The organism is Catenulispora acidiphila DSM 44928, from assembly GCF_000024025.1.
In the GTDB taxonomy this organism is placed as follows: Bacteria; Actinomycetota; Actinomycetes; order Streptomycetales; family Catenulisporaceae; genus Catenulispora; species Catenulispora acidiphila.
Genome location: NC_013131.1, coordinates 3623632 through 3649237 on the forward strand (window position 1 = coordinate 3623632; position 25606 = coordinate 3649237).

General features: G+C 69.3%; 21 protein-coding genes. 11 read left to right on the top strand and 10 right to left on the bottom strand.

Annotation, left to right across the window (positions count from 1 at the left end):
* Positions 1-41: 41 nt before the first annotated feature.
* On the bottom strand, positions 42-620 hold the full coding sequence (locus tag CACI_RS16340; protein ID WP_012787486.1) for a TetR/AcrR family transcriptional regulator: 579 nt from the start codon (positions 618-620) through the stop codon (positions 42-44).
* A 102-nt stretch (positions 621-722) separates the two neighbouring features.
* Between CACI_RS16340 and CACI_RS16345 the strand changes: the two genes are divergently transcribed.
* On the top strand, positions 723-1691 hold the full coding sequence (locus tag CACI_RS16345; protein ID WP_012787487.1) for an alpha/beta hydrolase family protein: 969 nt from the start codon (positions 723-725) through the stop codon (positions 1689-1691).
* Between the two features lie 27 nt (positions 1692-1718).
* Complete coding sequence (locus CACI_RS16350) at positions 1719-2645, top strand: alpha/beta hydrolase family protein (protein WP_012787488.1); 927 nt, start codon at positions 1719-1721, stop codon at positions 2643-2645.
* A 10-nt stretch (positions 2646-2655) separates the two neighbouring features.
* Here the strand turns inward: CACI_RS16350 and CACI_RS16355 are convergent, their stop codons facing one another.
* The 4 genes from CACI_RS16355 to CACI_RS16370 form a co-directional block, all read right to left on the bottom strand.
* Positions 2656-3885, bottom strand: coding sequence for a YncE family protein (locus tag CACI_RS16355; protein WP_012787489.1), 1230 nt, complete (start codon positions 3883-3885; stop codon positions 2656-2658).
* 131 nt (positions 3886-4016) lie between these two features.
* Complete coding sequence (locus CACI_RS16360) at positions 4017-5369, bottom strand: extracellular catalytic domain type 1 short-chain-length polyhydroxyalkanoate depolymerase (RefSeq protein WP_012787490.1); 1353 nt, start codon at positions 5367-5369, stop codon at positions 4017-4019.
* A 120-nt stretch (positions 5370-5489) separates the two neighbouring features.
* The gene (locus CACI_RS16365) at positions 5490-6356 is read right to left on the bottom strand and encodes an SAM-dependent methyltransferase (protein WP_012787491.1); all 867 of its coding nucleotides are present in this window, start codon (positions 6354-6356) and stop codon (positions 5490-5492) included.
* Between the two features lie 67 nt (positions 6357-6423).
* A complete protein-coding gene (locus tag CACI_RS16370) occupies positions 6424-6870 on the bottom strand; it encodes a VOC family protein (protein WP_012787492.1) in 447 nt (148 codons plus the stop codon).
* A 63-nt stretch (positions 6871-6933) separates the two neighbouring features.
* On the opposite strand from CACI_RS16370, the gene CACI_RS16375 reads away from it, so the two are divergent.
* Positions 6934-7896, top strand: coding sequence for a helix-turn-helix transcriptional regulator (locus tag CACI_RS16375; protein ID WP_041541832.1), 963 nt, complete (start codon positions 6934-6936; stop codon positions 7894-7896).
* Positions 7897-7978: 82 nt separating this feature from the next.
* On the opposite strand, the gene CACI_RS53510 is transcribed toward CACI_RS16375, so the two are convergent.
* The gene (locus tag CACI_RS53510) at positions 7979-11308 is read right to left on the bottom strand and encodes a discoidin domain-containing protein (protein ID WP_012787494.1); all 3330 of its coding nucleotides are present in this window, start codon (positions 11306-11308) and stop codon (positions 7979-7981) included.
* 297 nt (positions 11309-11605) lie between these two features.
* On the opposite strand from CACI_RS53510, the gene CACI_RS16385 reads away from it, so the two are divergent.
* The 6 genes from CACI_RS16385 to CACI_RS16410 all read left to right on the top strand — a co-directional run bounded on the left by CACI_RS16385 (position 11606) and on the right by CACI_RS16410 (position 19539).
* Positions 11606-13066: an APC family permease gene (locus CACI_RS16385; RefSeq protein WP_012787495.1), complete on the top strand. Its 1461-nt coding sequence runs from the start codon at positions 11606-11608 to the stop codon at positions 13064-13066.
* A 55-nt stretch (positions 13067-13121) separates the two neighbouring features.
* Positions 13122-13874 carry a FadR/GntR family transcriptional regulator gene (locus CACI_RS16390; RefSeq protein WP_012787496.1) on the top strand — a complete coding sequence of 251 codons (753 nt, stop codon included), beginning with the start codon at positions 13122-13124 and terminating at the stop codon, positions 13872-13874.
* Positions 13875-13986: 112 nt separating this feature from the next.
* The gene (locus tag CACI_RS16395; RefSeq protein WP_012787497.1) at positions 13987-15420 is read left to right on the top strand and encodes an MFS transporter; all 1434 of its coding nucleotides are present in this window, start codon (positions 13987-13989) and stop codon (positions 15418-15420) included.
* A 20-nt stretch (positions 15421-15440) separates the two neighbouring features.
* The gene (locus CACI_RS16400) at positions 15441-15809 is read left to right on the top strand and encodes a hypothetical protein (RefSeq protein ID WP_012787498.1); all 369 of its coding nucleotides are present in this window, start codon (positions 15441-15443) and stop codon (positions 15807-15809) included.
* Between the two features lie 154 nt (positions 15810-15963).
* Positions 15964-17430 carry an APC family permease gene (locus tag CACI_RS16405; protein ID WP_049871594.1) on the top strand — a complete coding sequence of 489 codons (1467 nt, stop codon included), beginning with the start codon at positions 15964-15966 and terminating at the stop codon, positions 17428-17430.
* Between the two features lie 120 nt (positions 17431-17550).
* Positions 17551-19539: a LamG-like jellyroll fold domain-containing protein gene (locus tag CACI_RS16410; RefSeq protein WP_012787500.1), complete on the top strand. Its 1989-nt coding sequence runs from the start codon at positions 17551-17553 to the stop codon at positions 19537-19539.
* A 107-nt stretch (positions 19540-19646) separates the two neighbouring features.
* Here the strand turns inward: CACI_RS16410 and CACI_RS16415 are convergent, their stop codons facing one another.
* Positions 19647-20642: a helix-turn-helix transcriptional regulator gene (locus CACI_RS16415; protein ID WP_012787501.1), complete on the bottom strand. Its 996-nt coding sequence runs from the start codon at positions 20640-20642 to the stop codon at positions 19647-19649.
* 69 nt (positions 20643-20711) lie between these two features.
* Between CACI_RS16415 and CACI_RS16420 the strand changes: the two genes are divergently transcribed.
* Together CACI_RS16420 and CACI_RS16425 are read left to right on the top strand one after the other, a co-directional pair.
* Complete coding sequence (locus tag CACI_RS16420; RefSeq protein WP_012787502.1) at positions 20712-21713, top strand: oxidoreductase; 1002 nt, start codon at positions 20712-20714, stop codon at positions 21711-21713.
* A gap of 45 nt (positions 21714-21758) precedes the next feature.
* Positions 21759-22415: a hypothetical protein gene (locus CACI_RS16425; RefSeq protein WP_041540289.1), complete on the top strand. Its 657-nt coding sequence runs from the start codon at positions 21759-21761 to the stop codon at positions 22413-22415.
* A gap of 57 nt (positions 22416-22472) precedes the next feature.
* On the opposite strand, the gene CACI_RS16430 is transcribed toward CACI_RS16425, so the two are convergent.
* The 3 genes from CACI_RS16430 to CACI_RS16440 all read right to left on the bottom strand — a co-directional run bounded on the left by CACI_RS16430 (position 22473) and on the right by CACI_RS16440 (position 25582).
* Positions 22473-24080, bottom strand: coding sequence for a Na+/H+ antiporter (locus CACI_RS16430; RefSeq protein ID WP_012787504.1), 1608 nt, complete (start codon positions 24078-24080; stop codon positions 22473-22475).
* Between the two features lie 110 nt (positions 24081-24190).
* Positions 24191-24613 (bottom strand): VOC family protein, encoded by a 423-nt coding sequence (locus CACI_RS16435; RefSeq protein WP_223297546.1) that lies wholly within the window; start codon positions 24611-24613, stop codon positions 24191-24193.
* 21 nt (positions 24614-24634) lie between these two features.
* Positions 24635-25582 carry an MBL fold metallo-hydrolase gene (locus CACI_RS16440; RefSeq protein ID WP_012787506.1) on the bottom strand — a complete coding sequence of 316 codons (948 nt, stop codon included), beginning with the start codon at positions 25580-25582 and terminating at the stop codon, positions 24635-24637.
* Positions 25583-25606: the final 24 nt, after the last annotated feature.

Below are 25606 nucleotides of genomic sequence, written 5' to 3' on the forward strand. Positions count from 1 at the left end.
ACCGGCAGATCGACTGGCTCATCGACTGGCCGTACGGCTGGTCAGCGGGGTGCGTGCAGCCCGTCCAGCAGCACCGCGATCAGTCGCCGTGGTTCGTACCGCGCGTCCAGGTCCCGTCCGACACACAGGTTCCCGACCCCGCGCATCAGCTCGTAGGCGCTGATGTCGCCGCGGATGTCGCCGGCGGCGACGGCGGCCTCGATCAGGTTCGCGCACACGGGTTCCAGCCGGTCGAGAAAGTACGTGTGCAGCGCGGCGAATGTGGCGTCGTCCGAGCGCAGGGCGTCGGCCAGGCCGTGCTTGGTGACCAGGAAGTCGGTGAACATGTCGATCCACCGGCGCAGCGCCTCGAACGGCGAGTCGGCGCTCGCCAGCAGTGTCGGACCGGCCTCGGCGCACTCCTCGATCTGGTGCCGGTAGACGGCGGTGATCAGGTCGGCGCGGGTGGGGAAGTGGCGGTAGAACGTGCCGACGCCCACGCCGGCCTTGGCCGCGATCTGCCGGATCGGCGCGTCGACCCCCGAGGTCACGAACACCTCGGCGGCGGCGGCGAGCAGCGTCTGCTGGTTGCGGAGCGCGTCGGAGCGCTTGCTGCGGGCGGGTTCCTGCTCGGTGGGCACAGGGCGTCCTTCCTCCGGCGCGGTTGACAAAGCGGAACCATGTTCCGGATACTAAGTGGAGCAACGTTCCGTTTCAGCTTACCCGAAGGGGAGGTCTCCCCGATGAGCCCGTCCCACGTGTCCACCCCTCCCGTCCTGTCCTACAGCCCGGTGGTGCTCTCCGTTCCCGGACGCCCGGTCGACCTCGAACTGCGCGTCACGGCGCCCGTCGAAGGCGCCGACCTGCCGGTGATCCTGCTGTCCCACGGACATGGCGGATCCAACAACCTGTCCTCGCTTTATGGCTACGCACCGCTCGCCAATGCCTGGGCAGCACTGGGTTTCGCGGTCATCCAGCCGACGCACCTCAGCTCCCGCACTCTGAGCAGCCGGGTCGCCGATCTGCCCGGCGCGCCGCTGTTCTGGCGGTCGCGCGCCGAGGACATGACGCACATCCTCGACCGGCTCGACGCGATCGAAAAGGCGGTGCCGCTGCTCGCCGGTCGTCTCGACGCGGCGAAGGTCGCCGTCGCCGGACACTCGCTCGGCGGCTTCACCGCCAGCGTACTGCTGGGTGCGCAGGTCACCGATCCCGACACCGGTGAGGTCGTGGACCTCGCCGAGCCGCGCATCAAGGCCGGCGTGCTGCTCGCCGCGCCCGGACGCGGCGGGGAGGCACTGACCGGTCCGCGAGCCTCGATCGTGCCGTTCTTCCGCTCGGTCGACTTCGCGACGATGACCGCGCCGGCGCTGGTCGTCGCCGGAGACCAGGACGATTCCCGGCACTTCACCGACGTCGGTCCGCAATGGCACGCCGACCCCTACACCCTGGCTCCCGGTCCCAAGACGCTGCTCACGCTCTTCGGCGCCGAGCATGGTCTCGGCGGTATCGCCGGCTACGACGCCGCCGAGACCACCGACGAGAACCCCGATCGGGTCGCGGCGGTGGCGCGGCTGACGGCGGCGTATTTGCGCTCGCAGCTGTTCGGCGGCGACGGCGACGGCGACAGCGGCGACGGCGACGCGTTCGAGGCGGCGTGCCAGGCACTGACCACCGGTCCGGACGCGTTCGGTCGCGTCGATTCCAAGTAGTTCTCTATAGAAGGGCTCTTCATCACCATGTCTCATCTGGACTCTGCGATAGGCGCTGCCAGCTCGATCGTCTCGGTCAAGCCGGTCATCCTCTCCGCTCCCGAACGGGGCGACGACCTACAGGTGCGGGTATCCGCGCCGGTGAGCGGCAACGCGCTGCCGGTCGTGGTCTTCTCCCACGGCTTCGGCGGTTCGCTGGACAAGTACGCGCCCCTGGCTGACTTCTGGGCCGCGCACGGCTTCGTCGTCGTGCAGCCAACACACCTGGACTCCCGTACGCTCGCCGTCACTCCGGACGATCCGCGCTACCCCGACATCTGGCGTGTGCGCATCAGCGACCTGACACGCGTCATTGACGACCTGGACACGCTGGTCGCCGCCGTCCCGGGACTGGCTGAGCGTGTCGACGCCACACGCATCGCCATCGCCGGACACTCCTGGGGCGCGCAGACCGCGAGCGCCCTGCTCGGCGCGGGAGTGCTCGACGCCGCAGGCGTTCCCGGCGAGGACTTCGCCGACAAGAGGGTGATGGCAGGCGTCCTGCTCTCGCTCACCGGAACCGGCGAAAGCCTGTCGCCGTTCGCGGCGGAGAACTTCCCCTTCATGCATCCGGACTTCAGCGACCTGAGTATCCCGGCGCTCATCGTCACCGGCGATAGCGACCAGTCGCTGCTGTCCACGCGGGGTCCGGACTGGTTCACCGACGCGTACTTCATGAGCCCCGGCGCGCAGCATCTGCTGACGCTGTTCGGCGGCGAGCACTCGCTCGGGGGTATCGTCGGCTACTCCTCGGCGGAGACCACCGACGAGAACCCCGAGCGTGTCGCGCTCATCCAGCGCGTCACCACCGCCTACCTGCGTACGGTGCTCGCCGTGGACACGGAGAGCTTCGCGGCGGCGCATGCGGAAATGACACAGAGCTCTGCTTCGGTCGGACGACCCGACTCCAAATAAGGGGTCTGGCTCACCCCGCCGCCGGACTCAGAGCACTGACGGCGTCCGGCGCCATCTGCGAGATCCGCTCGCGCTGCGGGAAGGCGCCGACCGGTACGCGCGCGACCTCGGTCGCGGTGGCGTAGTCGATCACGGACACCTCGCCGAGCTTGCTCAGCGAGACGAAGCAGTACTGGCCGTCGGCGCTGGTCTGACCCCAGTAGGGGAGTGCGTTGGCCGGGTAGGTCACCGTGCCGGCGGTGGTCAGGTTCGACGTCGAGACGATCGCGGTGTAGTCGTCGATCGTGCCGACGTCGCAGAGCTTTGAGCCGTCGCCGTTCAGCGCCAGGCCGTGGTGCGCCGAGTTCTGCGGGTAGTTGTCCGGGCTCAGCGTCGTGCCGCCGCTGGCGAAGGGCATCTGCACGGTGTTCAGGATCTGCGAGGTGTTCAGGTCGTACTTGACGAAGCCGTTCAGGTACGACTGGTCGGCGTAGAAGGTGTGGCCGTCGGGCGCGATCTCGTTCGGCCGGATGCCGTGCGGGAAGGTCCAGGTCTGCACGACCTTCAGCGTCGTGGCGTCCACCTTGGTCAGCAGGAACGAGCCCTTGGCCCACTCCAGCGCCTTCGGCAGCGAGGTGATGCCGATGCTGGAGTTGTAGATGTACTTGCCGTCGGCGCTGTAGTCGTTCTGGTGGGGATAGGTGCCGGTGGCGAACGTGCCTGCGACGCCGCCGGTCGCGGTGTCGAAGACCTCCGCCTCCTGCGCGGTGGTCGCGGACACGACGTAGCGGGTGCCGTCGGGGGACAGCGCGGCGTGGTCGGCGTGGAAGCCGTCGAGCCGGCTGTGCCACAGCTCGGCGTGCGTGGTCAGGTCGAAGGCGGCGACATCGTCCAGGTTGCCGCGCGAGACGTAGAGCGTGCGGCCGTCGGGGGAGACTGTCGCGTCGTCGACGTAACGGTCACCGCCTTCGACCGCGCGCACCGTCTCGTAGCCGGCGAGCCAGATCGGGTTGACGTAGATCTCCAACATCCGCTGCGACAAGTCGGGGATGACGTTGATCGAGCCGAGGTTGGCGAAGGTGTGGCCGTCGATCACGCTGACCGTGCCGGCCTGGCTGTTGCCGACGACCAGCACGTCGCGCAGGCCGCCGGCGGCGGCCGAGGCGCGCGGCGCGGCGGTCAGCGAGGTGGTCGTGAGCCCGGCCGCGGTCAAACCCGCCGCGGCGAGGATCCGGGTGAGCCGTTGGAGTCTTCGTGGCATGGAAAGCTCCCAGGTCTTTGGGCGATCCAGATCAGACAGAGTGGGGTGTGTCTGGGTCTTGAGACCATAGGATTGATACCTAAAAGAGTCCATGGCGCCGCCGGATCTCGCCGCGACGTGGCGGGAAAGCGCTAGCAGCCGCTGTCGGCGATGACGTAGTAGCCCGCGCTGGTCTCCTTCAAAGTGTGGGTGACGAGGACGTTCCACAGGCCCATGTTCTGGTTCGAGCCGTCGGCGTAGGTGTAGCCGCCGGACTGATAGGCCCGGCCCGCGACGGTCTGCGCATAGTTGCTCGCGGTGAAGCACGGCGCCGGCGCCGAGGATGAGGACGACGAGGACGGATGCGTGCTCGGCGTGCTCGTCGGCGACGACGGTGTGGTCGAGGGCGTGGTCGAGGGCGTGGTTGAGGGCGTCGTGGACGGCGTCGAGGTCGGCGGCGTCCCGGAATTCAGTCCCCAGAACGTCGCGGTGTAGTAGGACGAGCAGATGTAGCTCAGGAAGTACGCGCCGGTTGATCCGCACTGCGCGGTCCCGGAACCTGGATCCACCGCCAGACCGTGTCCCATTCCACTGATCGAGTACATCTCGACCGCGGGCTTCCCGTTTTTGTCGTTGTAGACCGACTCTGTCGTGCCGCCGCTGAGCGACTGCGTGCTCGACGCCGTCTGGCTGATGCCCCAGACGTTGGTCCACTGGTCGCGCAGTTCGGTGGCGTTGACCGGATAGACGGTGTAGTCCGCGCTTCCCTGCCAGATCGCGACGCGCGGCCACGGTCCGGTGTATCCGGGGTCTGAGTTGCGCACCTTGTCGCCCCACTGCGCCGGTGTGAAGTTCTGGTTGTTCATCTGACACGACGAGGCCGCCGTTTGCGTGGTGGCGCACTGTGCCGGCAGTCCGGAGTCGATCGCGCCGCCGGCGAAGACGTCCGGATAGTCGGCGAGCAGGTCGGCGGTCATTCCGGCGCCGGCGGACAGCCCGGTGACGAAGACCCGGTGCGAGTCCGAGCCGTAGTGGCTCTCGGCGTAGGACACCATTTGCGTGACGGACGCCGCCTCGCCCTTGCCGCGCGTGTCCTTCGTGGAGTCGAACCAGCTGAAGCAGGACAAAGAGTTGTTCGTGCTGGACGTCTGCGGGAACACCACCGCGAAGCCCCACTGGTCGGCGAGCTGCGACCAGCCGGAGTGGGTGTAGTAGTCGGAAGCGGTCTGGGTGCAGCCGTGCAGGGCGACCACAACAGGCGCGCCCTGAGGCAGTCCTTGCGGGACGTAGCTGTACATCGCCAGGTTTCCCGGGTTCGAGCCGAAACCAGTGACCTGATTCAGTGATGAGGCGGCGCGCGCGGGCGGAGCGCCGGAGGGGGCGAGGGTCAGGGCCGAGGCGGCCAGGGTGAGGAACGCGGCCGCGAGCGAGGCCAGGATGCCGCGTCGTCGGCCGGCTGTCCGGGGTGGTGCGGGGGTGGGGCTCGGGGTGGGGGTGTGGGGCATTGCGTAACCTCCCGTTCACCGATGGGGTGACGGGACCGTACTGCCGCTGATGGCTGCGTTCGATGTCTGCGCGCCCCATATTCACGGGGTGCGCAGTGGGGACGGCCCGGGGCCGGACCTTCAGGAGACCTTGCGACCGACCGCGGCGTAGGTGATCTGCTGGCGGTTCGCGGGGACCGGGCCGTCGGGGCGCCACTCGGCGAGCAGCACCAGCCCGGGGTCCACCAGCTCCACGCCCTTCAGCAGTGCCATGACTTCCGTCGAAGTGCGGACTCGGCAAGGCATCGACGAAGCCTGATACGCGGCCTGGACGGCGTCGCCCATCTCCGGGGCGAAGTCCGGCGTGCCGTGGCTGATCGCCAGGTAGCTGCCGGCGGGGACGACGTCCAGCAGGGCGCGGATCAGCTCGGCGGGGTTCTCGCTGTCCGGCAGGAAGTGCAGGATGCCGATCAGCAGCACCGCGACCGGCTGGGTGAAGTCGATGACGTCGGTCAGCGCCGGATCGGCGAGCAGCTTGGCGGGCTCGCGCGCGTCGGCGTGGATGAAGACGGTCCGGCCGTGATCCTGGTCGGCCATCAGGACGCGGGCGTGCGCCAGGACGATCGGATCGTTGTCGATGTAGGCGATGCGCGCGTCCGGCGCCACCTTCTGCGCGACCTCGTGGGTGTTCTCCTGCGTCGGCAGTCCGGTCCCGATGTCGATGAACTGCCGGATCCCGTTGCCCGCGAGGTAGCGCACCGCGCGACGCAGGTACTCGCGCTGCTCGCGACAGGTGTCGCGCATCCCTGGATTCCCCTTGAGGATCCGCGCCGCGGCCTCGCGGTCCGCCGGGAAGTTGTCCTTGCCGCCGAGGAAGAAGTCATAGACCCGGGCTATGTGCGCCACCGAGGTGTCGATGGTCGTGGGCAGCCAGTGCCCGACGCCCTCGACGCCCTCGACGCCCTCGGCGCCCTCGACGGCCCTGTGATGCTGGGCACTGTCAGACATGCGCACCTCCACCTCGACGGCCGGCCCCGCGGCGGCTCGTTGGGAAATCAGCCTACTGTGTCGGGAATCACGTCGCGGGGACGGTGTCCGCGGCGACGTCGACCACCCAGGTGACGCCGAACCGGTCGGTGAGCATGCCGTACGCCGGCGCCCAGGGCGAGGGCGCCAGCTCCTGCAGGACGGTCGCGCCTTCGGACAGCTTCTTCCAGACCGGCGTGACGGCTTCGAGGCTTTCGCCGCGTACTGATTCGAAGAACGGCGCGACGCCCTTGGCGTAGGGGCGGTCGGCGGGGACGTCGTAGGCCATGATCGCGAAGCCGCTGGGTGCGGTGACCTGGCCCCACATGATCTGGTCGGCTTCCTCGGGACGCTGCGCGGCGTTCATCGCGCCGTAGGTGATGACGGTCAGGTCGCCGTCGAAGACGTCGCGGTAGAACTCCAGGGCGGGGCGGGCGTCGCCGCGGAAGTTGATGTGGGTTGTGGACTTCAGGGTTGCGGTGTCGGTGGTGTTCATGGCGGCAACGTTCGCAGCAGTAGCGGCCAGGTTGTGTCCGCTATGTGCGGCATGATGGAAGACATGCCGAAGACCTCCGCACGGTTGTTGTCCCTGTTGTCGCTGTTGCAGGCGCGACGGGATTGGCCGGGCGCTGATTTGGCGGCGCGGCTGGAGGTGAGTCCGCGGACGGTGCGGCGTGATGTGGATCGGTTGCGGGAGCTTGGGTATCCGATCGCGGCGGTGAAGGGTCCGGATGGTGGGTATCGACTGGGAGCCGGTTCGGAGCTGCCGCCGCTGTTGTTCGACGACGAGCAGGCGGTGGCGCTTGCGGCGGCGTTGCAGACTGCGGTCGCCGCTGCCGCTCGCGTCCCCGGCATGGGGGAAGCCTCCATGCGCGCTTTGCAGACTGTGCGGCAGGTGATGCCAGCGCGATTGCGGCGGCGGGTCGACATGTTCCAAGTGACCGCGATCGGTCCTGCCGAGGGTGGCGGCGCCGATGTTGGAATGGACGTGCTGATGGCGCTCAGCGGGGCGGTGCATGCTCGCGAGGTGCTGCGTTTCGACTATGACGACGTGCTGCGGAAAGTGGAGCCGCACCATGTTGTCGCGCGGGGCGGACGGTGGTACCTCGTGGCGTGGGATCTCGATCGGGAGGACTGGCGCGTGTTTCGTGCCGACCGGATCAGCCCTCGTATTCCGACCGGTCCGCGGTTCACGCCGCGGGAGGTGCCCGGGGGCGACGTGGCGGCGTTTGTCACGAGTCGTTTTCAGGGCTCTGATGGTGCCGACGGCTGGCCTTGTCGCGGTGAGGTGATTCTGCACGCGCCGATCGGGGCGGTGACGCCGTTCGCTGCGGACGCGGTCGTGGAGGAGCTGGGACCGGAGCGAAGCCGGCTCGTGCTGGGGGCGTGGTCGTGGCCCGCGTTGGCGGCGAGGGTCGGTGCGTTCGACGCTGACGTCGAGGTGGTCGGGCCACCGGAGCTGACATCCGCCTTCGCGATGCTGGCGCGGCGCTACGCCGCTGCGGCAGGCCGGATGTCCTGATCGAGAAGCGGCAAGGCCCGGTAGGCGGAGTCGCCGACCAGGCCTTACCAACGTCACCCTTCAGAAGGTGCAGTTTGTCGTTCTACTGGGAAAACACTTGCAGTTCCGAGAGCTGACCGGCCGGCCAGCCGGTGTTGGCGGTGAACGTCAGCCTCACGTAGCGCACGGTGGCGGCGGTGAAGGTGGCGGTCGCCGTGTTCCCCGTGGCGGGGTCGAAGGTGTAGGCGTGGGAGGGGGCGAGGGTGGTGAAGTTCGTGCCGTCGGTGCTGCCCTGGATCTGGATGGTTTGGGTGCGGGCGCCCCATGAGGAGGAGGGCGGGAGGTCCATCACGATGCGGCTGACGCTGGCGGAGGCGCCGAGGTCGACCTGGAGCCACTGCGGGAAGGCGTTGTCGGTGCTCTCCCAGTAGCTGCTGGTGTTGCCGTCGACGGTGTTGCCGGGGGTGTAGTTCTGGGTGGTGCCGCTGGCTGTTGTGGGCTTGTTGAGGGCGAGGTTGGTGTTGCCGCCGGTGGAGGTGCCGGTGCCGGAGAGCGCTACGGTCAGTGGGCTGCCGGGGGCGTTGCTGGCGACTGAGAGGGTGCCGTTCGCGCTGCTGGCGGTGGTCGGGGTGAAGGTCACCTTGACTGTGCAGGAGGCGCCGGCGGCTAGGGAGGTGCCGCAGGTGTTGGTCTGCGAGAAGGGTGCGCTCGTGCTGATCGAGGAGATCGCTGCCGCAGTGCCGCCTGGGTTGGACACCGTCACGGTCTGCGCGCTGCTCGTCGAGCCGACTGCCACGCTGCCGAACGACACGTTCGACGGGTTCGCTGTCAGGGCACTGCCGTTGGCCGCGCCGCCGGGGAAGATCTGGAACTCCGACAGCTGCGCCGCGCTCCAGCCGGTGTTGCCGGTGAAGCTCAGGCGTACGTAACGGGCGCTCGTGCCGGACGGCAGCGCGATGGTCGCAGTGTTTCCGCTCGCGGGGTCGAAGGTGTGCGCGGCCGAGCCGACGATCTGCGTGAAGTTCGTCCCGTCAGTGCTGCCCAGAATGGACAGCGTCTGCGTACGCGCGCCCCATGCCGAGGACGGCGGCAGGTTCAGCGTCGTGGAGCCGATCGGCTGCGTCGAGCCCAGGTCCACCGTGATGGTCTGCGGGTAGCCCGCGCCGTCGGCGCTCTCCCAGTAGCTGCCGGTGTTCCCGTCGGTGGCGTTGCCCGCCACGAACGTGCCCTGCGTGCTGCTCGCCGTGGCCGGCTGGCCCAGCGCCAGGTTCGTCGTGGAGGTGATGCCGCGTCCGGACAGCGCGACGCTCAGCGGACCGCCCGGAGCGCTGGTCGCGACGGTCAGCGTCCCGGTGGCGTTGCCGCCGGTGGTCGGGGCGAACGTCACCTGCGCGGTGCAGGAGGCGCCGGCGGCCAGGGAGCTGCCGCAGTTGTTGGTCTGCGAGAAGGGCCCGGTGGCGCTGATCGAGGAGATCGGCGCGGCGCTGGTGCCCGGGTTCGTCACCGTCACCGACTGCGGCGCGCTGGTCGTGCCGGACTTCACGTCGCCGAACGACAGCGCGGCCGGCGAGGCGTGCAGAGCGCCGGGCTGCACCGGATCCGGGAACGTGGTGAGCACCGGGGTGGTACTCCAGCCGGAGTTCCCGCTGCCGAGGTTGAAGGTGTAGGCGCCCGCGACGTTGCCGGGGTAGCTGTTGTTGTACGTGCCTGAGACGCCGAGCCCGCTGGCTGTCAGGCCGCTGACACTCGCCGCGCCGCCGGTCTCCGCCTGGAAGACGGTGGTACCGGTGTTCTGCACCTTCACGTTGCTGATGTTCAGCCCGTTGACGACGTGCCCGGTCCCGTCTCCGCCGACGATCTCAAAGGCCTCATACGGGCTGTCCAGGATCGCCCCGCCGCTGTAGTTGACCGTCACGTTGCTGAAATCGGAGTCGTAGGAGTCGAACTGCACGGCGCCCATCGGGTGCGCCCAGTTCGGGTTGTACGCGCCGGCGCGGATCAGGTAGTTGCCGGAGACCGTGATGGTCCCGGACAACGGCGAGAACGGCTGCAGGAACGCCTCGTTGGAGATCGTCAGACCGCTGCCCAGGGCGTTGTCGTCGGCGATCACGTTGTTGGAGATCGTGTTGTTCGCCCCGCCGTAGTCCGCGATGCCGTTGGCCAGCGTCGGCGCCACGATCGTGTTGTTGGCGAAGGTGATGTTGGAGTCGGCGGTCGGGTAGGACCAGATCGCCAGGGCGTCGTCGCCGGTGCCGCGCAGGAAGTTGTTCTTCACGGTGTTGCCGCTGGCGTTGCCGCTGGCGTTGCCGTTGAAGTTCAGGCCGTCGGCGTCGGTGGACTCCACGACCGTGTTCTCCACGGTGCCGTTGCTGTTCCCGTATTGCAGCCAGAAGCCGACGTTGGTGTCCTGGATCCACAAGCCGTTGACGGTGAAGCCGTTGCCCAGCGAGCCGTCGATGCCGTTCGCCGAGCTGTCGTCATGGCGTCCGACGGTGCTGCCCAGGATCGCGAAGCCGCTGAGGTTCACCGGCCCGGAGACCGCCGAGGAGTTGCGGATGAACATGTTGGTCTTGATCTGCGAGTACCAGTTGCCGGCGCCGACGATCGTCGCCTTCTGGGTCTGGATCGGGTTGGTGACCAGGTAGGTGCCCGGCGGGATCCAGACCGACTGGTTCGCGGCGTTGGCGGCGTTGATCGCGGTGTTGAAGGCGTTGCTGGAGTCGTTGGCGCCAGTGGGGTCCGCGCCCTCGGTGACGACCGAGACCGAACCGGCGGGCTGGCTCGCCGCGGTCGGGACGTTGTAGAAGTCTGCGACGTCGACGGTGTAGGGCACGGCGCTGTCGGAGGAGTCGACCTGCACCTTCACCGTGGTCCCGGCGGCCAGGGTCTGGCCGAACATCATGCGGGTGTCGTCGAAGAACTTGTGCGTCTTGCTGCCGGTGATGCCGCCGGTGCTGATGTAGCTGTACGCCGACGTCAGCGACAGCTCCTTGCTCTGCTTGGTGCCGTTGACGTACACCGACAGCGAGCCGGAGGCGCCCTGCGCGAGCGAGTAGCGCAGGTCGAAGGCGTTGGCGGCGCTGGTGAGCGTGAACTGCACGTACTGGCCCGAACCGGTGAGCTGCACCGCCTCACGGCCGGAGGCCTCGCTGGCGAGCGAGCCCTGCGTGAAGTCCGGCCCGACGCGCGTCCCGGTGGTGGTCGAAGCCTCCGCCTCGTACTCGGTGAACGGCAGACTCGCGCCGGTCCCGCTCGGCACGCTGAACGGCGACTGGGCCCAGTACGGCGGGGTGCCCGGTCCGTTCATGGCGTGCGCCGGCGAGGCGCCGACCAGCAGGGCCGCGCCGGCGACCGTGCTCGCCGCGGCCGTGGCCAGCGCCGTGAGCCGTCTGCGCAGAGGTGGGGCGGGGGTGCGGCTTCCGGTGGCACTCATGCGTCCTCCTGGCGATGGATGGATGTGCCCTGGGGGTGGATCGCAGGGCACATCGTTGCAAGGGGGACATGAGAGCGCAAGACTCTGACATGTACACGAAATTTACTGTTCGATTAAGGGAAACTGCGGATCACTGCATGGAATCTTAGGCTCGCCCGGAAAGCCGATCGCCGCCTGCGAGGACGGCGACGACGGGCGAAGCGGTGCTCCGGCGAACCGGCCACTTGCCTAACTGGTCGCCACGAACTATTTTCGCGGCCACCACTGACGACCCCCTCAGCCGGCGAGGAGCCGCGCATGTCCGTAGTCTCACCGCCGCCGGTTCGGGTGCGGGCGGATCAGCAGCGCCTGCGGGGCGGGGCGTTGGGGTTGCTGGACATCGCCGGGTCGACGATGGCCAATATCGGGCCGGCGATGAGCTTCTACTTCAGCTTCGGGTTTCTCGCCACGGCGTCCGGGCTGGCTTCGCCGCTGACGATCGTCGCGGCCGGGGTCGCGGTGGCTTTGCTGGGGAACACGCTGGCGCAGTTCTCGCGGGCGCATCCTTCCGCCGGCAGCTTCGTCACGTTCGTCGGGACGACGTTCGGCGGCGCGAGCGCGGTGGCGACGGCGCTGCTGGCGGCGCTCGGCTACATCATCGGGATCTCCGCGGTGATCGCGGTGTCCGGCGGGTTCCTGGCCACGACGCTGGAGTACTACGCGGGGTGGAGTCCGGCGTGGGTGGTGTGGACGCTGGTGCTGACGGCAGCGTCGGCGGCGCTGATCGTGCGGGGGATCGTGCTCTCGACGAAGGTCGCAGGGTTCTTCTTCGCGGTGGAGCTGGTGATGCTGCTGGTGGTGTCGGTCGCGGCGATCGTCAAGCACGGCGGTCATCTGTCGGCGGCGCCGTTCCTGCCGAGCCATATCCGGGGTGGGATGTCAGGGCTCGCCGAGGGGTTCCCGTTAGCGGTGTATCTGTTCATCGGGTGGGAGAACTCGGCGGCGTTGGCGGAGGAGAGCGAGAATCCGCGGCGCGATGTGGGGCGCGCGGTGTTCTCCTCCATCGCGGTGATGTCGCTGAGCTATGTGCTGTTCGCCTATGCCACCGTCACAGGGTTCGGATACGACGTGCACAAGGTCGGCGCGGCGGATGTGCCGTTCATGGTGGTCGCGCGCGGAACGTTGGGCGTCCTGGCGTTCCTGGCCTACATCGCCGGGCTCACCTCGACGGTCGGCTCGTTGATCGCCGGCGCGAACTCGCAGACCCGGCTGCTGTTCAACGCCGGTCGCGAGCGGCTGCTGCCGGCTTTTCTGGGCTACGTGCATCCGACGCGGCGGACGCCGACGAACGCCATCCTCACGTTCATCGCCGCGGCGCTGGTCATCATCGGCGGATGGGGTCTGGGACACCTCGTGGGTCATCACGGCCGGATGGACGCGACCGCCTTCTTCGCCGAGGCGTCCTCGATGGGTTCGATCCTGATTCTGCTGGTGTATCTCGCCGCGAACATCGCGCTGCCGTTCTACTACCGCAGATACCGGCCGACCGAGTTCCGGGCTGTCCGGCATGTGGTACTGCCGCTGCTCGGCGCGGTGGCGATCGTGGTGCCGCTTTACTACTTGGTGAAACCAGGGCAGCCTGCGCCGTATAGCTGGTTCCCGTATGTCTCGCTTGCCCTGCTGGTCGCGTCCGTCGCCTACGCGTTGGTCCTGACGCGGCGCGATCCGACGCTGGGCGAGCGGGTCGGAGCGGTCGTCGCCGACGGTTATGAGGAATGAGTGAGCGTGTCGACCTGCACCGCTGTCGTGTTCCGCGCGATTTAGAGTGTCTAGCGTGGCGAACACCGCGGGCAAGTTCGGGCCCTACCCGGCACCGGTGCTGACGGCGCCGGTCCGCAGCACGGGCACGAGCTCGAGCACAGCCGCGGCCCGGCTGCCGGTACGCCAGCAGACCGGCGCCGAGCTGATCCGTTCGCGCATCGCGCTGCGGGTCCGCCTCGGCGTGCTCGCCTCTGGCGAGCGTCTGCCGGACACCGGCGTCATCGCCGAGGAACTCGGCATGAGCGAGATGACCGTGCGCCGCGCGCTGGAGACCATGTGCCAGGACGGTTTGCTGGACCGGCGCCGCGGCCGCGTCGGCGGCACGTTCGTCGCGACGAACTGGGACGCGGTCATCGAGGCGTTCCGCGACGCCGACCAGGCGGCGTCCCTGGAGGACTTCCACCTGCTGCTGGAGTGCGGCCTGGTCGCCCGCTCCGCCGGCGAACTGCCGCCGGACTGGGCCTCGGGCCTGCAAGCGGTGGTCGAGGAGATGAACGCCACCGTCGACCACGCGGAACTGCTCCGCCTGGAAACCTGCTTCCACCTCGGCCTGGCCGAGGCGCTGGGGAACGGTATGGCCGGCGAGGAGGTCGCCGACCTGTTGGGGCGGCTGTGCCTGCTGGCAACCGTGCCGGACGCGGGGCGGTTGCAGGAGGCGAACAAGCACCACGCCGACTTGCTCACCGCGCTGGAGTTGGGGCGGTTGGACGCGGCGGTCGGTGCGGTGAAGGCGCATTGCCTAGCCGCGACGAGTCCTACGTCCTGAGTGCTAGGACCAAAGCCGGATTCCTTTGCCGGCGACGGGATGCGATCGTGGTGACGCGTCGTTGACGATCATCGGCTGGTCGCCGGCCGCCCCGTTTCCGGACTGAGGATTCATGAGCACTGAGGCTGCCACTGCCGCGACCCCCGCACGGTTCGCGGGTTCGTGGAGCGAGCTGTTCCGAGGCGGGACCGGCTTGTTGGTGGTCGGTCTGCTGCTGATGGAGTTCGCCACGGCGATGCAGTACTTCGCGGTGGCTGTGGTGATGCCGTTGGTGGCGCACGATCTGCACGCCGAACGTTCCTACGGCTGGCTGCTCGGCTCCTACGGGATGGCGATGATCGCCGCCGCGCCGCTGACACCGGCGATCACGGCGCGGTTGGGGCGGTTGCGGACGGCGGGGGTGGCCTCGGTCGTGTTCGTGGTCGGCGGGGTGTTGGCGGCGGTGGCCGGTTCCGCGGTGCTGTTCGTTGTCGCGCGGCTGTTCCAGGGGTTCGGGTCTGGCGTCCTGACCACCTTCGGAGTGAGCGCCGTCGCGCACTCGATTCCCGAGCGGCTGCGCAAGCGCGTGTACTCGCTGATCTCGGCGATGTGGCTGCTGCCGGCTTTCCTCGGGCCGGTGTACGCCTCGACGGTGTCGGACTTGCTCGGCTGGCGCTGGACGCTGACGCTGATTCTGCCGTTGGTGGTCGTCGGGCGCGCGCTGGTGGTGCGGCGGGCTGGGGCGATGCGGCAGGAGGCGGCGCAGGGGGTCGAGGGGGTCGAGAAGGACAGCGCGGTGCGGACACCGCCGTTCATTCGGGTCCTGATACTCATCGGCGGATGCTTGCTGCTGTTGGGCGGGACCAGTGTGAAGAGTGGCGTCGGGCAGATCGTCGCAGTGTGCGGGCTCCTCGTGGTCGCGGTGGCGGCGCGGAAGCTGCTGCCGTCCGGCGAACGTGGTCCGCGGTTGGCGGTCCTGGCGATGCTGACGCTGTCGCTGGGTTATTCAGGGCTGGACGCGATGGCGACGGTCATCGCGCGCAGCGGGTTCGGCTCGTCGATCGCGGCGGCGTCGGCGGTGCTCACGTGCGACGCGGTCGCCTGGTCGACGGTGGCGTTCCTGCAGCCGAAGTTCCACGAGCGGTGGAATCTGAGCACCGGCGCGGCAGGCGTGGTCGGCGCGCTGTTGGTCGCCGTGCCGGTGGCGGGGATGCCGGTGATGCTGGCCGCGCACCTGTCATCGGGTACTGCGATGCCGCTGATGTGGGTGGCGTTCCTCATCTCCGGATCGGGCATGGGCTTCATCTACACGAACCTGCCGGTGACGGCGGTGGACGTCCGGGACAAGTCGACGACCGACGCCTTCGCCGCCGGGCTCGTGCTCGCCGAATCCATGGGAGCGAGTCTGGGCTCGATGATCGGTGGCGGTCTGTACGCCTACGGTCTCCAGCGCGGACTGTCGGCGTGGCACTCCCTTTCCGTGGCGGTCGGGGCGCTGAGCGTCTCGCTGTTCGCGACTGTTTTCATCGCCGTCGCGATTCAGCGGCACCTACGCCTCCGCGGCTGACTGTGGCAGGGTGCTGAGGCATGGCGGAACACGACCCGGCGCCGCAAGACCCGAGATACGCGGAACTGAACGACGTGCTGGACACCCAGCGGCGGCTGATCACAGAGCTCTGCGAAACCATCGGTCGCCAAGCGACCCTGATCAGCGAACTCCAAGAGGACCTGCGCGGCGGCCGAGGCTGGAAGCCCAAAGGCAGAAGCAGACACACCGGCGCCACCTACGAAGGACTCGGCGTCCGCACCGAAGCCATCCTCCGGCTCGCCGAAGCCGAAGCCGCGAGCCTCCGCGACGAGGCGCGCCAGGACGCTGCGGCACGCATCGCGGCAGCCGAGCTTGAGGTTGCTCGGATCCGTTCTGAGGGAGGCGGATCGGGCGAGACTGAGGCCTGATTTTGGCTTGGCGCGCGGCGTGCTCCGCTGTGACCTGGACGGTTGTCCAGCGCCGAATAATTGCTCAGGGCGAGCCATTACCCCTTGTTTATCTGTTCTCTGTGAGCTATTTTCTCGGCAAGTCCCAGCCGTCGAGGAGTCGCCCATGTCCACAATGGATTCCCCCTCCACCGTGCCCGCTCCGGCGCCGGCCGCGCCCGGGCCGGGTGACGACCGTCTGCGTGGCGGGTCGTTGAGCCTGCTCGATATCGCCAGTTCGACGATGGCGAACATCGGGCCGGCGATGAGTTTCTACTTCGGGTTCGGTTTGTTGGCCACCACGGCCGGGGTGGCTTCGCCGCTGACGATCGTGGTCGCCGGGCTCACGGTCGCGTTGCTGGGCAATACGTTGGCCCAGTTCTCGCGGGCGCATCCGTCTGCGGGCGGGTTCATCACGTTCGTGGGGAAGACGTTCGGGCCGACGAGTGCGGTGACCACCGCGTTGCTGATCACCGCCGGGTACATCATCGCCATCTCCTCGGTCATCGCCATCTCCGGCGGGTTCCTGTCGATGACGCTGAACTACTACTTCGGCTGGAACGTGCCCTGGTTCCTGTTCACGCTGGTGCTCACGGCGCTGGCGGTGACACTGATCATCCGCGGGATCGGGGTCTCCACCAAGCTCGCCGGGTACTTCTTCGCGGTCGAGATGCTGGTGCTGGTCGTGGTGTCGGTGGCGACCATCGCCAAGCACGGCGCGCACCTGTCGATCAAGCCGTTCACGCCGAGCCACGTCAAGGGCGGCATGTCAGGGCTCGCCGAAGGTTTCCCGCTGGCCGTCTACATGTTCGTGGGCTGGGAGAACTCGGCGGCGCTGGCCGAGGAGACCGAGAATCCGCGGCGCAATGTCGGGCGGGCCGTCTTCTCCTCGATCGGGATCATGTCGGTCGGCTACGTGCTGTTCGCCTACGCCACGGTCACCGGGTTCGGCTACGACGCGGACAAGACCGGCGCCGCCGCCGTGCCGTTCATCGACGTCGCGCACGGGACCTTCGGCGTCCTGGCCTTCTTCGCCTACATCGCCGGCCTGACCTCCACCCTCGGCTCGCTGATCTCCGGCACGAACTCCCAGACCCGGCTGCTGTTCAACGCCGGACGCGAACGGCTGCTGCCGGCCTTCCTCGGCCGGGTGCACCCGACGCGGCGCACGCCGTTCAACGCCATCCTGGTCTTCGTCTCGGCGGCCCTGCTGATCATCGGCGGCTGGGGACTGCTGCACATCGTCGGCGGCAAGGGGACGATGGACCCGGTGTCCTTCTTCGCCGAGTCCTCGACGATGGGCACGATCCTGATCCTGCTGGTGTATCTGGCCTCGAACGTCGCGCTGCCGTTCTACTACCGCCGGTATCAGCGCTCTGAGTTCCGCGTCGTGCGGCACGCGGTGCTGCCGCTGATCGGCGCAGCGGCGATCGTCGTGCCGCTGTACTACCTGGCCAAGCCGGGGCAGTCCACGCCGTATGACTGGTTCCCGTACCTGGCACTCGGCGTGCTGGCGGTGGCGCTGGTGTACGCGGTGATCCTCACGCGCCGCGATCCCGGTCTGGGAGAACGGGTCGGGGCGATCGTCGCCGACGCGGAGTGAGGTGAGCGCGTGGACTAATGCGTTTCACCTATGTTCGGCCGCTCGTGGCTCGCGTGATCCTCGCGCGTCGGGGGGCGCCGCATACGGTACCGGCGGAATCCCCACTTCCCCGGAGCCGCTATGAACCACGAGCATGAAGACCCGCACTGCCAGTGCCCTCGCACCGCCGACTTCGACTCCGCCGGTCCTGCCGCGACCGGTCGGCGCGCGTTCCTGCGCAACGCCGGGTTGGTGGGTGCGGGGGCGACCGCGCTGGCTTCCGGCACCACGGTGTTCGGGCCGGCGGCGTCTGCTGCCGCGTCTGCTGCCGCCGCCGATGCCAAGCACGGCGGGGCGAGCATCTACGACGTCACCGCCATCGACACCGACGCCCCGGGCGCCCGCTGGGATCCGGACCCGGACAACCCGGTGTTCACGCTGGTCGTGATGCCGGACACGCAGTACATGTTCGACGAGGACCGGATCCACCCGGCGCCGATGGAGGCTTCGTTCCGCTACATCCTCAGCGGGGACCAGGACGCGAACGTGGTGTTCATGGCGCACCTCGGCGACCTGACGCAGAACGGTGAGGCGCGGGAGTTCGCCGCGGCTGGCGCGGTCTTCGAGATGCTGGACCGCAAGAAGGTCGCCTACAGCGTCGTCGCCGGCAACCACGACGTGTCCGGGGACGACCAGCGCGGCGCCACGCCGTATTCGGGCACGTTCACCAAGGCGCGCGCGGCGAAGTCCCCGAGCTTCGGCGGCGCGAGCCCCGACGGGTACAACACCTTCCACATCTTCCGCGGCGGCGGTCGCGACTGGCTGCTGCTCGGTCTGGACTGGCGGCTCTCGCCGGCCGGGTTCGCCTGGGCCAACCAGGTCATCGCCGACCATCCGACGCTGCCGGTGATCGTCACCACGCACGAGGTCGCCTATGCCGACGACTCCGGGACCGCGTACCTGTCCGACTACGGGCAGCAGCTGTGGGACGGGCTGATCAAGAACCACGACCAGGTGTTCCTGAGCCTGAACGGGCATTACTGGCCGCCCGGGTCCACGACGCTGAGCAACGCCGCGGGCCACGATGTGCACGTCCACATCACCAACTATCAGGACCGTTACTACGGCGGCGCGGCGATGATCCGTACGTACCGCTTCGACATGCGGCGCAACACCGTGGACGTGTCGACGTTCTCGCCGTTCATCCGCGGCATGGCCACCAGCCAGGTGAACGAGCTGGCCGGGCAGGAGATGGAGCTCACGTCGGCGGTCGACCGCTTCTCGATGGCGATCGACTTCGACCAGCGTTTCGGCGGCTTCGCGCCGGTCGCGGCACGTCCGGCGCGTCCGGCGGCCAAGATGCTGACCCGCGACACGCTGGCCTACTGGCGCTTCGACGGCGGCGGCGCGGACGGCTCGGCGCTCGGCGACAGCCAGATCATCCGCGACCTGTCGGGCAAGGGCAACGACCTGGTGAAGGAGAACGTCCCCGGCACCACCGGCACGCCGGTGAGCTGGTCCACCACCGAGTTCCACCCCGACCAGCCGGCTCACGGCTCGCTGCGCTTCACCGGCCAGGGCCACCCGACGCGCGGCGCCTGGCTGCAGACCGTCCCGAACGCGCCGCTGAACGCCGAGACGTTCCAGCACGGCTACACCTTCGAGATGTTCTTCAAGCTGCCCGCGGATTGGGACTCCTCGCAGAGCGCGTGGAGCGGCCTGCTCAGCCGCTGGGGCATGAGCAGCGAGGCGGGCAAGTCCGGCGGCAACACCGACCCGCAGGAGCCGATCGCCACCCTGAGCCTGTCCGGCGGCTCCGAGTTGCAGTGGAACGTCTACCCGCTGAACCAGCCCGGCGCGTCGACCGCCTGGAGCCACCTGCTGCCCCTCGGGCAGTGGTGGCACGTCGCGATCGTCAACGACGGCAAGGTGAACCGCATGTACGTCAACGGCTGCGAAGAGGGCCGCAACCCCTCGACCCCCGCCATCGGCCTGACCACCCTGAACCACTCCTGGCTCCTCGGCGGCTACGAATACGCCGGCGCTATCAACCAGATCCACAACGGCTGGATCGGCGATGTCCGCATCACCGCCCGGCCGCTCCGCATCGACGAGTTCATGAACGCCTGACCTCGGAGGCGTTCTGCGTCGATGGCAGGGCGCCGGGCCGCGTGCTTCCGCGGCTCGGCGCCCTTTGATCAACAAACCGCACCCGCGAACCGCACCTATCGCCGCGCCTACCCTGCTTCCGCCTCCGCGTCCCCGCCCACCGAGCTCCGGTTCCGGTAGTTCCGAGGCGAGGTTCCCACCGCGCGCTTGAAAGCGTTGCTGAACGCGCTCTCGGAGCCGTAGCCCACCTCGCGCGCCAGGACCGCGACCGGTGTGGTGTCGCGGCGTAGGGCTCGGGCGGCCAGGCTCATGCGCCAGGTGAGGAGGTAGGTGAGTGGGGGAACGCCGACGGTGGCGCGGAAGCGGACTGCGAAGGCTGTTCGGGACAGTGCTGCCGCTTGGGCCAGTTCCTCGAGGCGCCAGGGGCGGGCTGGGTCGCGGTGCATGAGGTGGAGGGCGGGGGAGATGCGGGGGTCGGCGAGGCCGCGGAGCCAGCCTGGGGGGAGGGTGGCGGTGGTGGTGAGGCTGATGCGGAGGACGTGGAGGAAGATCAGTTGGGCGATGTGGTCCATGGCGGCTGGGGCGCCGGGGCGGCGGGTGGTCATCTCGTCGAGGAGTTGCTCGATCAGGCGGCGCAGGGGGGTGGCTTCGGGGGCGTCGCCGGGGATGTGCAGCAGGTTCGGCAGGGCGCTGCGGAGGAGGCCGCCGCCGTCGCGGCTCAGGTCGACGTGGCCTGCGACGCACATGACGTCCTCGCCGTGGCCGATGCGGCGGAATCCGGTGCGGGGGTCGGTGGCGAGCCAGCCTGAGGGGTGGGGTTCGATGCTCGGGTCGCTGCACAGGACGTAAGGCAGCGCGCCGTCGGAGACGATCACGTCGCCCGGAGCCAGCCGCAGCTGCTCGCCGGTGTCCTGGCGGACCAGGACCGGGGTGCCGCGCATGACGCAGTTCACCTTCAGCCGGTCGGGCGCGTGCAGCCGGACGGCCCAGTCGCCGCCCGCGACGAAGGCGCCGGACATGGCCGCGCGCGCGTCGGCGACGGCCAGGGCGGCGCACAGGGGATCATCGTTTTCGCCCGGGGTGACCGGTTCGGCTGAACGCTCGAGCAAGTTTTGCGAACTCACAAGTATTCATCGTACATCGCATCCCTCCTACCGTGGTTTTGACAGCACACCCAGAAGGGACCCACCGCCATGAGCACCACAGCGCAACAGCCTCTGAACTCCGGCTTCGGCTTCGACTCCACGGCCGGGGAAGTGATCAAGGGCATCGACCTGACCGGCAAGACCGCGATCGTCACCGGCGGCGCCAGCGGCATCGGGGTGGAGACCGTGCGCGCGCTGCGGGAGGCCGGGGCGCAGGTCATCGTGCCGGCGCGGAACACCGCTGCGGCGCAAGACACCCTGCGGGAGGCCCTGCACGACCTGCACGACCTCGACGGCGTGCGCGTCGAGCCGCTCGACCTCAGCGACCCGGCCTCCATCGACGCCTTCGCCGAGCGCTTCCTCGCCGAGGACCGGCCGCTGCACCTGCTGATCAACAACGCCGGCGTCATGGCGACGCCGCTGGCCCGAAACGCGCGCGGCGTCGAGATGCAGTTCGCCGTCAACCACCTCGGGCACTTCCGCCTGACCACGCGGCTGTGGCCGGCACTGGCCGCCGCCGGCGGGGCGCGCGTCGTCGCGCTGTCCTCGCGCGGCCACCGCTACTCCCCGGTGGTGTTCGACGACCTGAACTTCGAGCACCGCCCCTACGAGCCGTTCCTGGGCTACGGACAGTCCAAGACCGCCAACGTCCTGTTCGCCGTCGAGCTCGACCGCCGCGGCGCCGCCGACGGCGTCCGCGCCTTCTCCGTGCACCCCGGCGCGATCCTCGACACCGCCCTGACCCGCCACATGGACCCCGCCGCGCTGCGGGCCGCCGGCGTCGAGGAGCGCGACGGCCGTCTCGTCGTCGACGACGGACGTCCGGTCAAGACCACGCAGCAGGGCGCGGCGACCACGATCTGGTGCGCGACCAGCCCCGCGCTGGACGGCCTGGGCGGCGTCTACTGCGAGGACTGCGACGTCAGCCCGGTCGTCAGCGCCGAGGAGCTCAAGCCGGGGGAGCTGCTGGAAGGGCCCGGCGTGCTGCCCTACGCCGTCGATCAGGACGCTGCGGCACGGTTGTGGGAGGTCAGCGAGCAGCTGATGTAGAGGGGGCGGCACGCGGGAGGCCGCCGTGTGGGTAGATTGATCGGCATGAGAGACCGGAACGGGGCGCAGATCGACCTGGCCCGGTTACCCGACGACGTCGCGCGGCTCATAGCCGATCTGGCGCCCGGCGGGAAGCTGGTGATCACGCGCGGTGGCGAGCAGGTCGCGACGATCGTCGCCGCCGGGTCCGCGCCGCTGGAGGGCATGGTCATCCCGGCGCGCTCGGCCGGCGACGACAATTTTAATAGCACAGACAGCACAGACAGCACAGATCGCACCGGCAGGACAGGCAGCACTGGCGACGACCCCGCCGACGACGGCGTGATGGTCGTCGCCACCACGATGAAGCTCTCCGACAGCGCCCGCACCAAGCTCTCGAACGAACTCGGCGCGGACTACATCGTCCTGGACATGCACTCCGCGCCGAGCACCGCCGACGTCCTCCTGGTCCCGCCGATCAGCCCGCAGCTGCTGACCAACCTGCGCGAGATGTTCCCAGTGGCGCGGGTCGTCGTCGCCGAACTCGAGGATCCGGAACTCGGCATCAACTATCGCGGTCCGGTGCGGCGCTTGATCGACTCCGGTGCGGAGCTGTATCTCGCCTCGACGAATGTGCCCCACCTGGCACGCCAACTCGGCGAGGCGGTCGCGGCGGGAGGCGCGCTGGGGGCAGGACGGCATCTGCGGCTGGAGCTGGAATAGCGCGGCGGTAGGGCACGAGCCGTAGGGCACTAGCAGTCGCGCACCAGCGCTAGCGCGCTAATCGATGAGCTGCGCCCGCGTCAGCCGCACCTCCTCCCAGTCCAGCCGCGCCTGGATCTGCCGCAGCACCGCGTCGTCGATCCGGTGCTCGTCGCGCAGCCGCAGCAGCGTGGAGCGCTTGTTCCCCAGCAGCGCCAGCCGCAGCTCGCGGTACTGGCTGTCGAACTCGCGCAGCCGCTCGGCGGCGTCGTCGTCCATGTCCACGCTGTCGTCGTCGGGATCGCCGGCCTGGCTGACGTGCAGCCGCTTCTCGTACTCCCGGCGCGCCATGTCGGTGATCTCCGGGGCGGTGCCCAGCGTCGCGGCGATGGCGGGCATCGCCTCCAGCGCCTCCTCCGCGGCGGTCCGGTTCGCCATGCGGCTCTCGGACTCGATGACGGTGTCCTCGGGCAGGTCCGCCCAGCGGACCACCGGCGGCAGCGCGAACGCCTGGAGCATCAGGGCCGCGATGACCCCGGCGGTGACGAACACGATGACGTCCCGGTCCGGCAGCGGCTGGCCGTTGTGCAGCGTGTTCGGGACGGCGAGCGCGGCGGCCAGCGAGACCGCGCCCCGGAAGCCCGCCAACCCGGTGATCACCCGGAAGCCGTGGCTGACCCGCCGGGCCTGTTGGGACGCTCGGCGGTCCAGCGCGCGGATGAGGTAGATGACCGCGAACTGGAAGACGAACCGGACCCCGATCAGCACCCCGCACACGGCCGCCACCGCGGACAGCGCCCGCGCCAGGTCGAAGCTGGTCAGGTTGCGGACCGCGGACTGGGATTGCAGCCCGACCAGGACGAACAGCGCGCCGTTGAGCAGGTACGTCCCCAGCGTCCAAAAGCCCTGCGACAGCAGCCGCACCGCCGGCGTCCCGACCCGCGGCCCGAGCTGGCTCATGATCAGCCCGCACGCCACCACCGCGAGCACGCCGGAGGCCTGGATCGCCTCGGCGAGCAGGAACGCGCTGAACGGGATCAGCAGGACCGCGACATTCTCCAGCAGCGGGTCCTCAAGCCGCTTGCGCACCTTCGCCCCGAGGAACGCCACCGCGATCCCGGCCGCCGCCCCGCCGATGTAGGAGCGTGCGAACAGCAAGCCGACGTGCACCGTGCTGAAGTGCTCCGCGCCGATGGTGACCGACACCGCCACGCCGTAGACGACCAGCGCGGTCCCGTCGTTGATCAGGCTCTCGGCCTGCAGCAGGTTCATCGCCCGGCGCGGCAGCACCCGCCCCAGCGCCGCGACCGCGGTGGCGTCGGTCGGCGCCAGCGCCCCGCCGAGGATCCACGCCGGACCCCACGGCAGCCCGAACGCGTGCGCGACCACCGCGACCATCGCCGCCGAGAAGATCACCAGCACGGTGCTCATCAGGACCACCCCGCGCAGGCTGCGCCGGATCGCGCGCAGCGAGGCGTTCAGGCTCTCCCAGTACAGCAGCGCCGGCAGGAAGACCAGCAGCACCGTGTCCGGCGGCAGGTTCACCGAGCGCAGCCGCGGCACGAACCCGACCAGCACCCCGGCGGCGAGCATCAGCACCGGCGGCGCGATCCCGAGCCGGTTGCCGACGATGCCGCTGGCCAGCACACAGGCGCCGATCACGACGATCACCGTGAGCGCGAGCACGCGGGCCTCCTGGCGTGGGCCGTCCGCCGGGCGGCGGGGGCGGGTCCTCGCAAGAGGTGATCTCCATCCGCCGGGCGGCTCACACCGGAGCGCGGCACGGTGCCTCCACGTCAGCGCACGGATTCGTCCTCGAACAGACAGAACGGATGCCCGGTGGGATCGATCATCACCCGGACATCCGGCTGCGGCTGGAACTCCGCCAGCGTGGCACCGGCGGCGATGGCCCAGCGCACCGACTCCTCGAGGTCCGCGACCCCGATGTCCAGGTGCTGCGTCGAGTTCTGCCGACCTTCGACCGCAGGCCACACCGGCCGGGTGAACTCGGCTTCGTATTCGAAGCTGAGCGTCATCCCGATGACGCCGGCAGGCGGGCGGATCTGGGCCCAGCCGTCTTCGGGAGGTCTGCCAGGACCGGCGAACTCGCTGGTCGTGATAGGCCAGTCCAGAAGTGTGGAGTAGAAGGCGGCGAGGTCCCGGGGCGCCGGCGCGCCGATCGTCACAGAGGTCAGCGCCATCGCGGGTCGTGAAGCCATGCGCTTCAGTATCCCATCGGCTCAGGCGTCTGCGGCGTGCTCCGCGTCCTGCTCGGTGCGCGCCTCATGTGCAGCGAGCTCCTCGTGCTCAGCACACAGACACCCGACCCCGCGCTCGATCCACTCCCGCATCCGCCACTCCGGGTGCCGCTCCACCATCAGCGCCCTGACCTCCTCGACCACCGTCTCCTCGGACATCGCCGAGTCGCGCCGCCGCCAGGTCTGCTCCCGCAGCTCGCTGAGGTAGTCGCGGACCTCGGCGAGCAGCCGCGCGTCGCCGATGCCGCCGTGCCCGGGGACCACGACGCGGTGCGGCTCGGCGGCCAGCCGCTCCATCACGCGGATCCAGCGCAGACCCGAGACGTCGGTGTCGTGCGGCGGGAACCAGGGGAAGATCGCGAACTGCCCGGCCTCGGCCAGGTCGCCGGTGAACAGCACGCCGGCGTCCGGGACCGTCACCACCTGGTCGCCGCGGCTGTGGGCGCGGCCGGTCGGGCGCAGGCGCACGGTGCGGCCGCCGAGGTCCAGCTCGTAGCCGTCGTCGAAGACCACGTCGGGGGTGGGCAGCTGCGTGCCGGCCAGCTCCCGCGCGACCGGTTCGCCGAGCTGCGTGAACATGGCGAGGTAGCCGGCGCCCTTCTGCGCCAGGTCGTCGGCCTGCGCCCGGTTGACCAGGTAGGTCGCCTCGCCGGCGAAGACCTGCGCGCCGAAGGCGTGCTCGGGGTGGAAGTGCGTGGTCGTCAGGTACAGGCGGCGGCCCTTGGCGTACTCGGCGGCGAAGGCCAAGACCTGCGCCGCGTTGCGCGGACCGAGCCCGGTGTCCACCACCAGGACGGAGTGGGTCCCGCCGATCACCCCGATGTTCGGGACCAGATCGACGTCCTGGTTGGGCACGACCACCAGGTCGGAGGCGATCTCTACGGCGCCGGAGGTCTCGACGACCGGGTCGGGGAAGGGGTATTCAGCCATGTCCCGAGTCCACCACCGGCGCGC

What these genes read in the sequence shown, in the direction of transcription:
- CACI_RS16345 (WP_012787487.1), top strand. Translation starts at nt 723, where the DNA reads ATGAGCCCGTCCCACGTGTCCACCCCTCCCGTCCTGTCCTACAGCCCG.
- CACI_RS16350 (WP_012787488.1), top strand. Translation starts at nt 1,719, where the DNA reads ATGTCTCATCTGGACTCTGCGATAGGCGCTGCCAGCTCGATCGTCTCG.
- CACI_RS16355 (WP_012787489.1), bottom strand. Translation starts at nt 3,885, where the DNA reads ATGCCACGAAGACTCCAACGGCTCACCCGGATCCTCGCCGCGGCGGGT.
- CACI_RS16360 (WP_012787490.1), bottom strand. Translation starts at nt 5,369, where the DNA reads ATGCCCCACACCCCCACCCCGAGCCCCACCCCCGCACCACCCCGGACA.
- CACI_RS16365 (WP_012787491.1), bottom strand. Translation starts at nt 6,356, where the DNA reads ATGTCTGACAGTGCCCAGCATCACAGGGCCGTCGAGGGCGCCGAGGGC.
- CACI_RS16370 (WP_012787492.1), bottom strand. Translation starts at nt 6,870, where the DNA reads ATGAACACCACCGACACCGCAACCCTGAAGTCCACAACCCACATCAAC.
- CACI_RS16375 (WP_041541832.1), top strand. Translation starts at nt 6,934, where the DNA reads ATGCCGAAGACCTCCGCACGGTTGTTGTCCCTGTTGTCGCTGTTGCAG.
- CACI_RS53510 (WP_012787494.1), bottom strand. Translation starts at nt 11,308, where the DNA reads ATGAGTGCCACCGGAAGCCGCACCCCCGCCCCACCTCTGCGCAGACGG.
- CACI_RS16385 (WP_012787495.1), top strand. Translation starts at nt 11,606, where the DNA reads ATGTCCGTAGTCTCACCGCCGCCGGTTCGGGTGCGGGCGGATCAGCAG.
- CACI_RS16395 (WP_012787497.1), top strand. Translation starts at nt 13,987, where the DNA reads ATGAGCACTGAGGCTGCCACTGCCGCGACCCCCGCACGGTTCGCGGGT.
- CACI_RS16400 (WP_012787498.1), top strand. Translation starts at nt 15,441, where the DNA reads ATGGCGGAACACGACCCGGCGCCGCAAGACCCGAGATACGCGGAACTG.
- CACI_RS16405 (WP_049871594.1), top strand. Translation starts at nt 15,964, where the DNA reads ATGGATTCCCCCTCCACCGTGCCCGCTCCGGCGCCGGCCGCGCCCGGG.
- CACI_RS16410 (WP_012787500.1), top strand. Translation starts at nt 17,551, where the DNA reads ATGAACCACGAGCATGAAGACCCGCACTGCCAGTGCCCTCGCACCGCC.
- CACI_RS16420 (WP_012787502.1), top strand. Translation starts at nt 20,712, where the DNA reads ATGAGCACCACAGCGCAACAGCCTCTGAACTCCGGCTTCGGCTTCGAC.
- CACI_RS16425 (WP_041540289.1), top strand. Translation starts at nt 21,759, where the DNA reads ATGAGAGACCGGAACGGGGCGCAGATCGACCTGGCCCGGTTACCCGAC.
- CACI_RS16435 (WP_223297546.1), bottom strand. Translation starts at nt 24,613, where the DNA reads ATGGCTTCACGACCCGCGATGGCGCTGACCTCTGTGACGATCGGCGCG.
- CACI_RS16440 (WP_012787506.1), bottom strand. Translation starts at nt 25,582, where the DNA reads ATGGCTGAATACCCCTTCCCCGACCCGGTCGTCGAGACCTCCGGCGCC.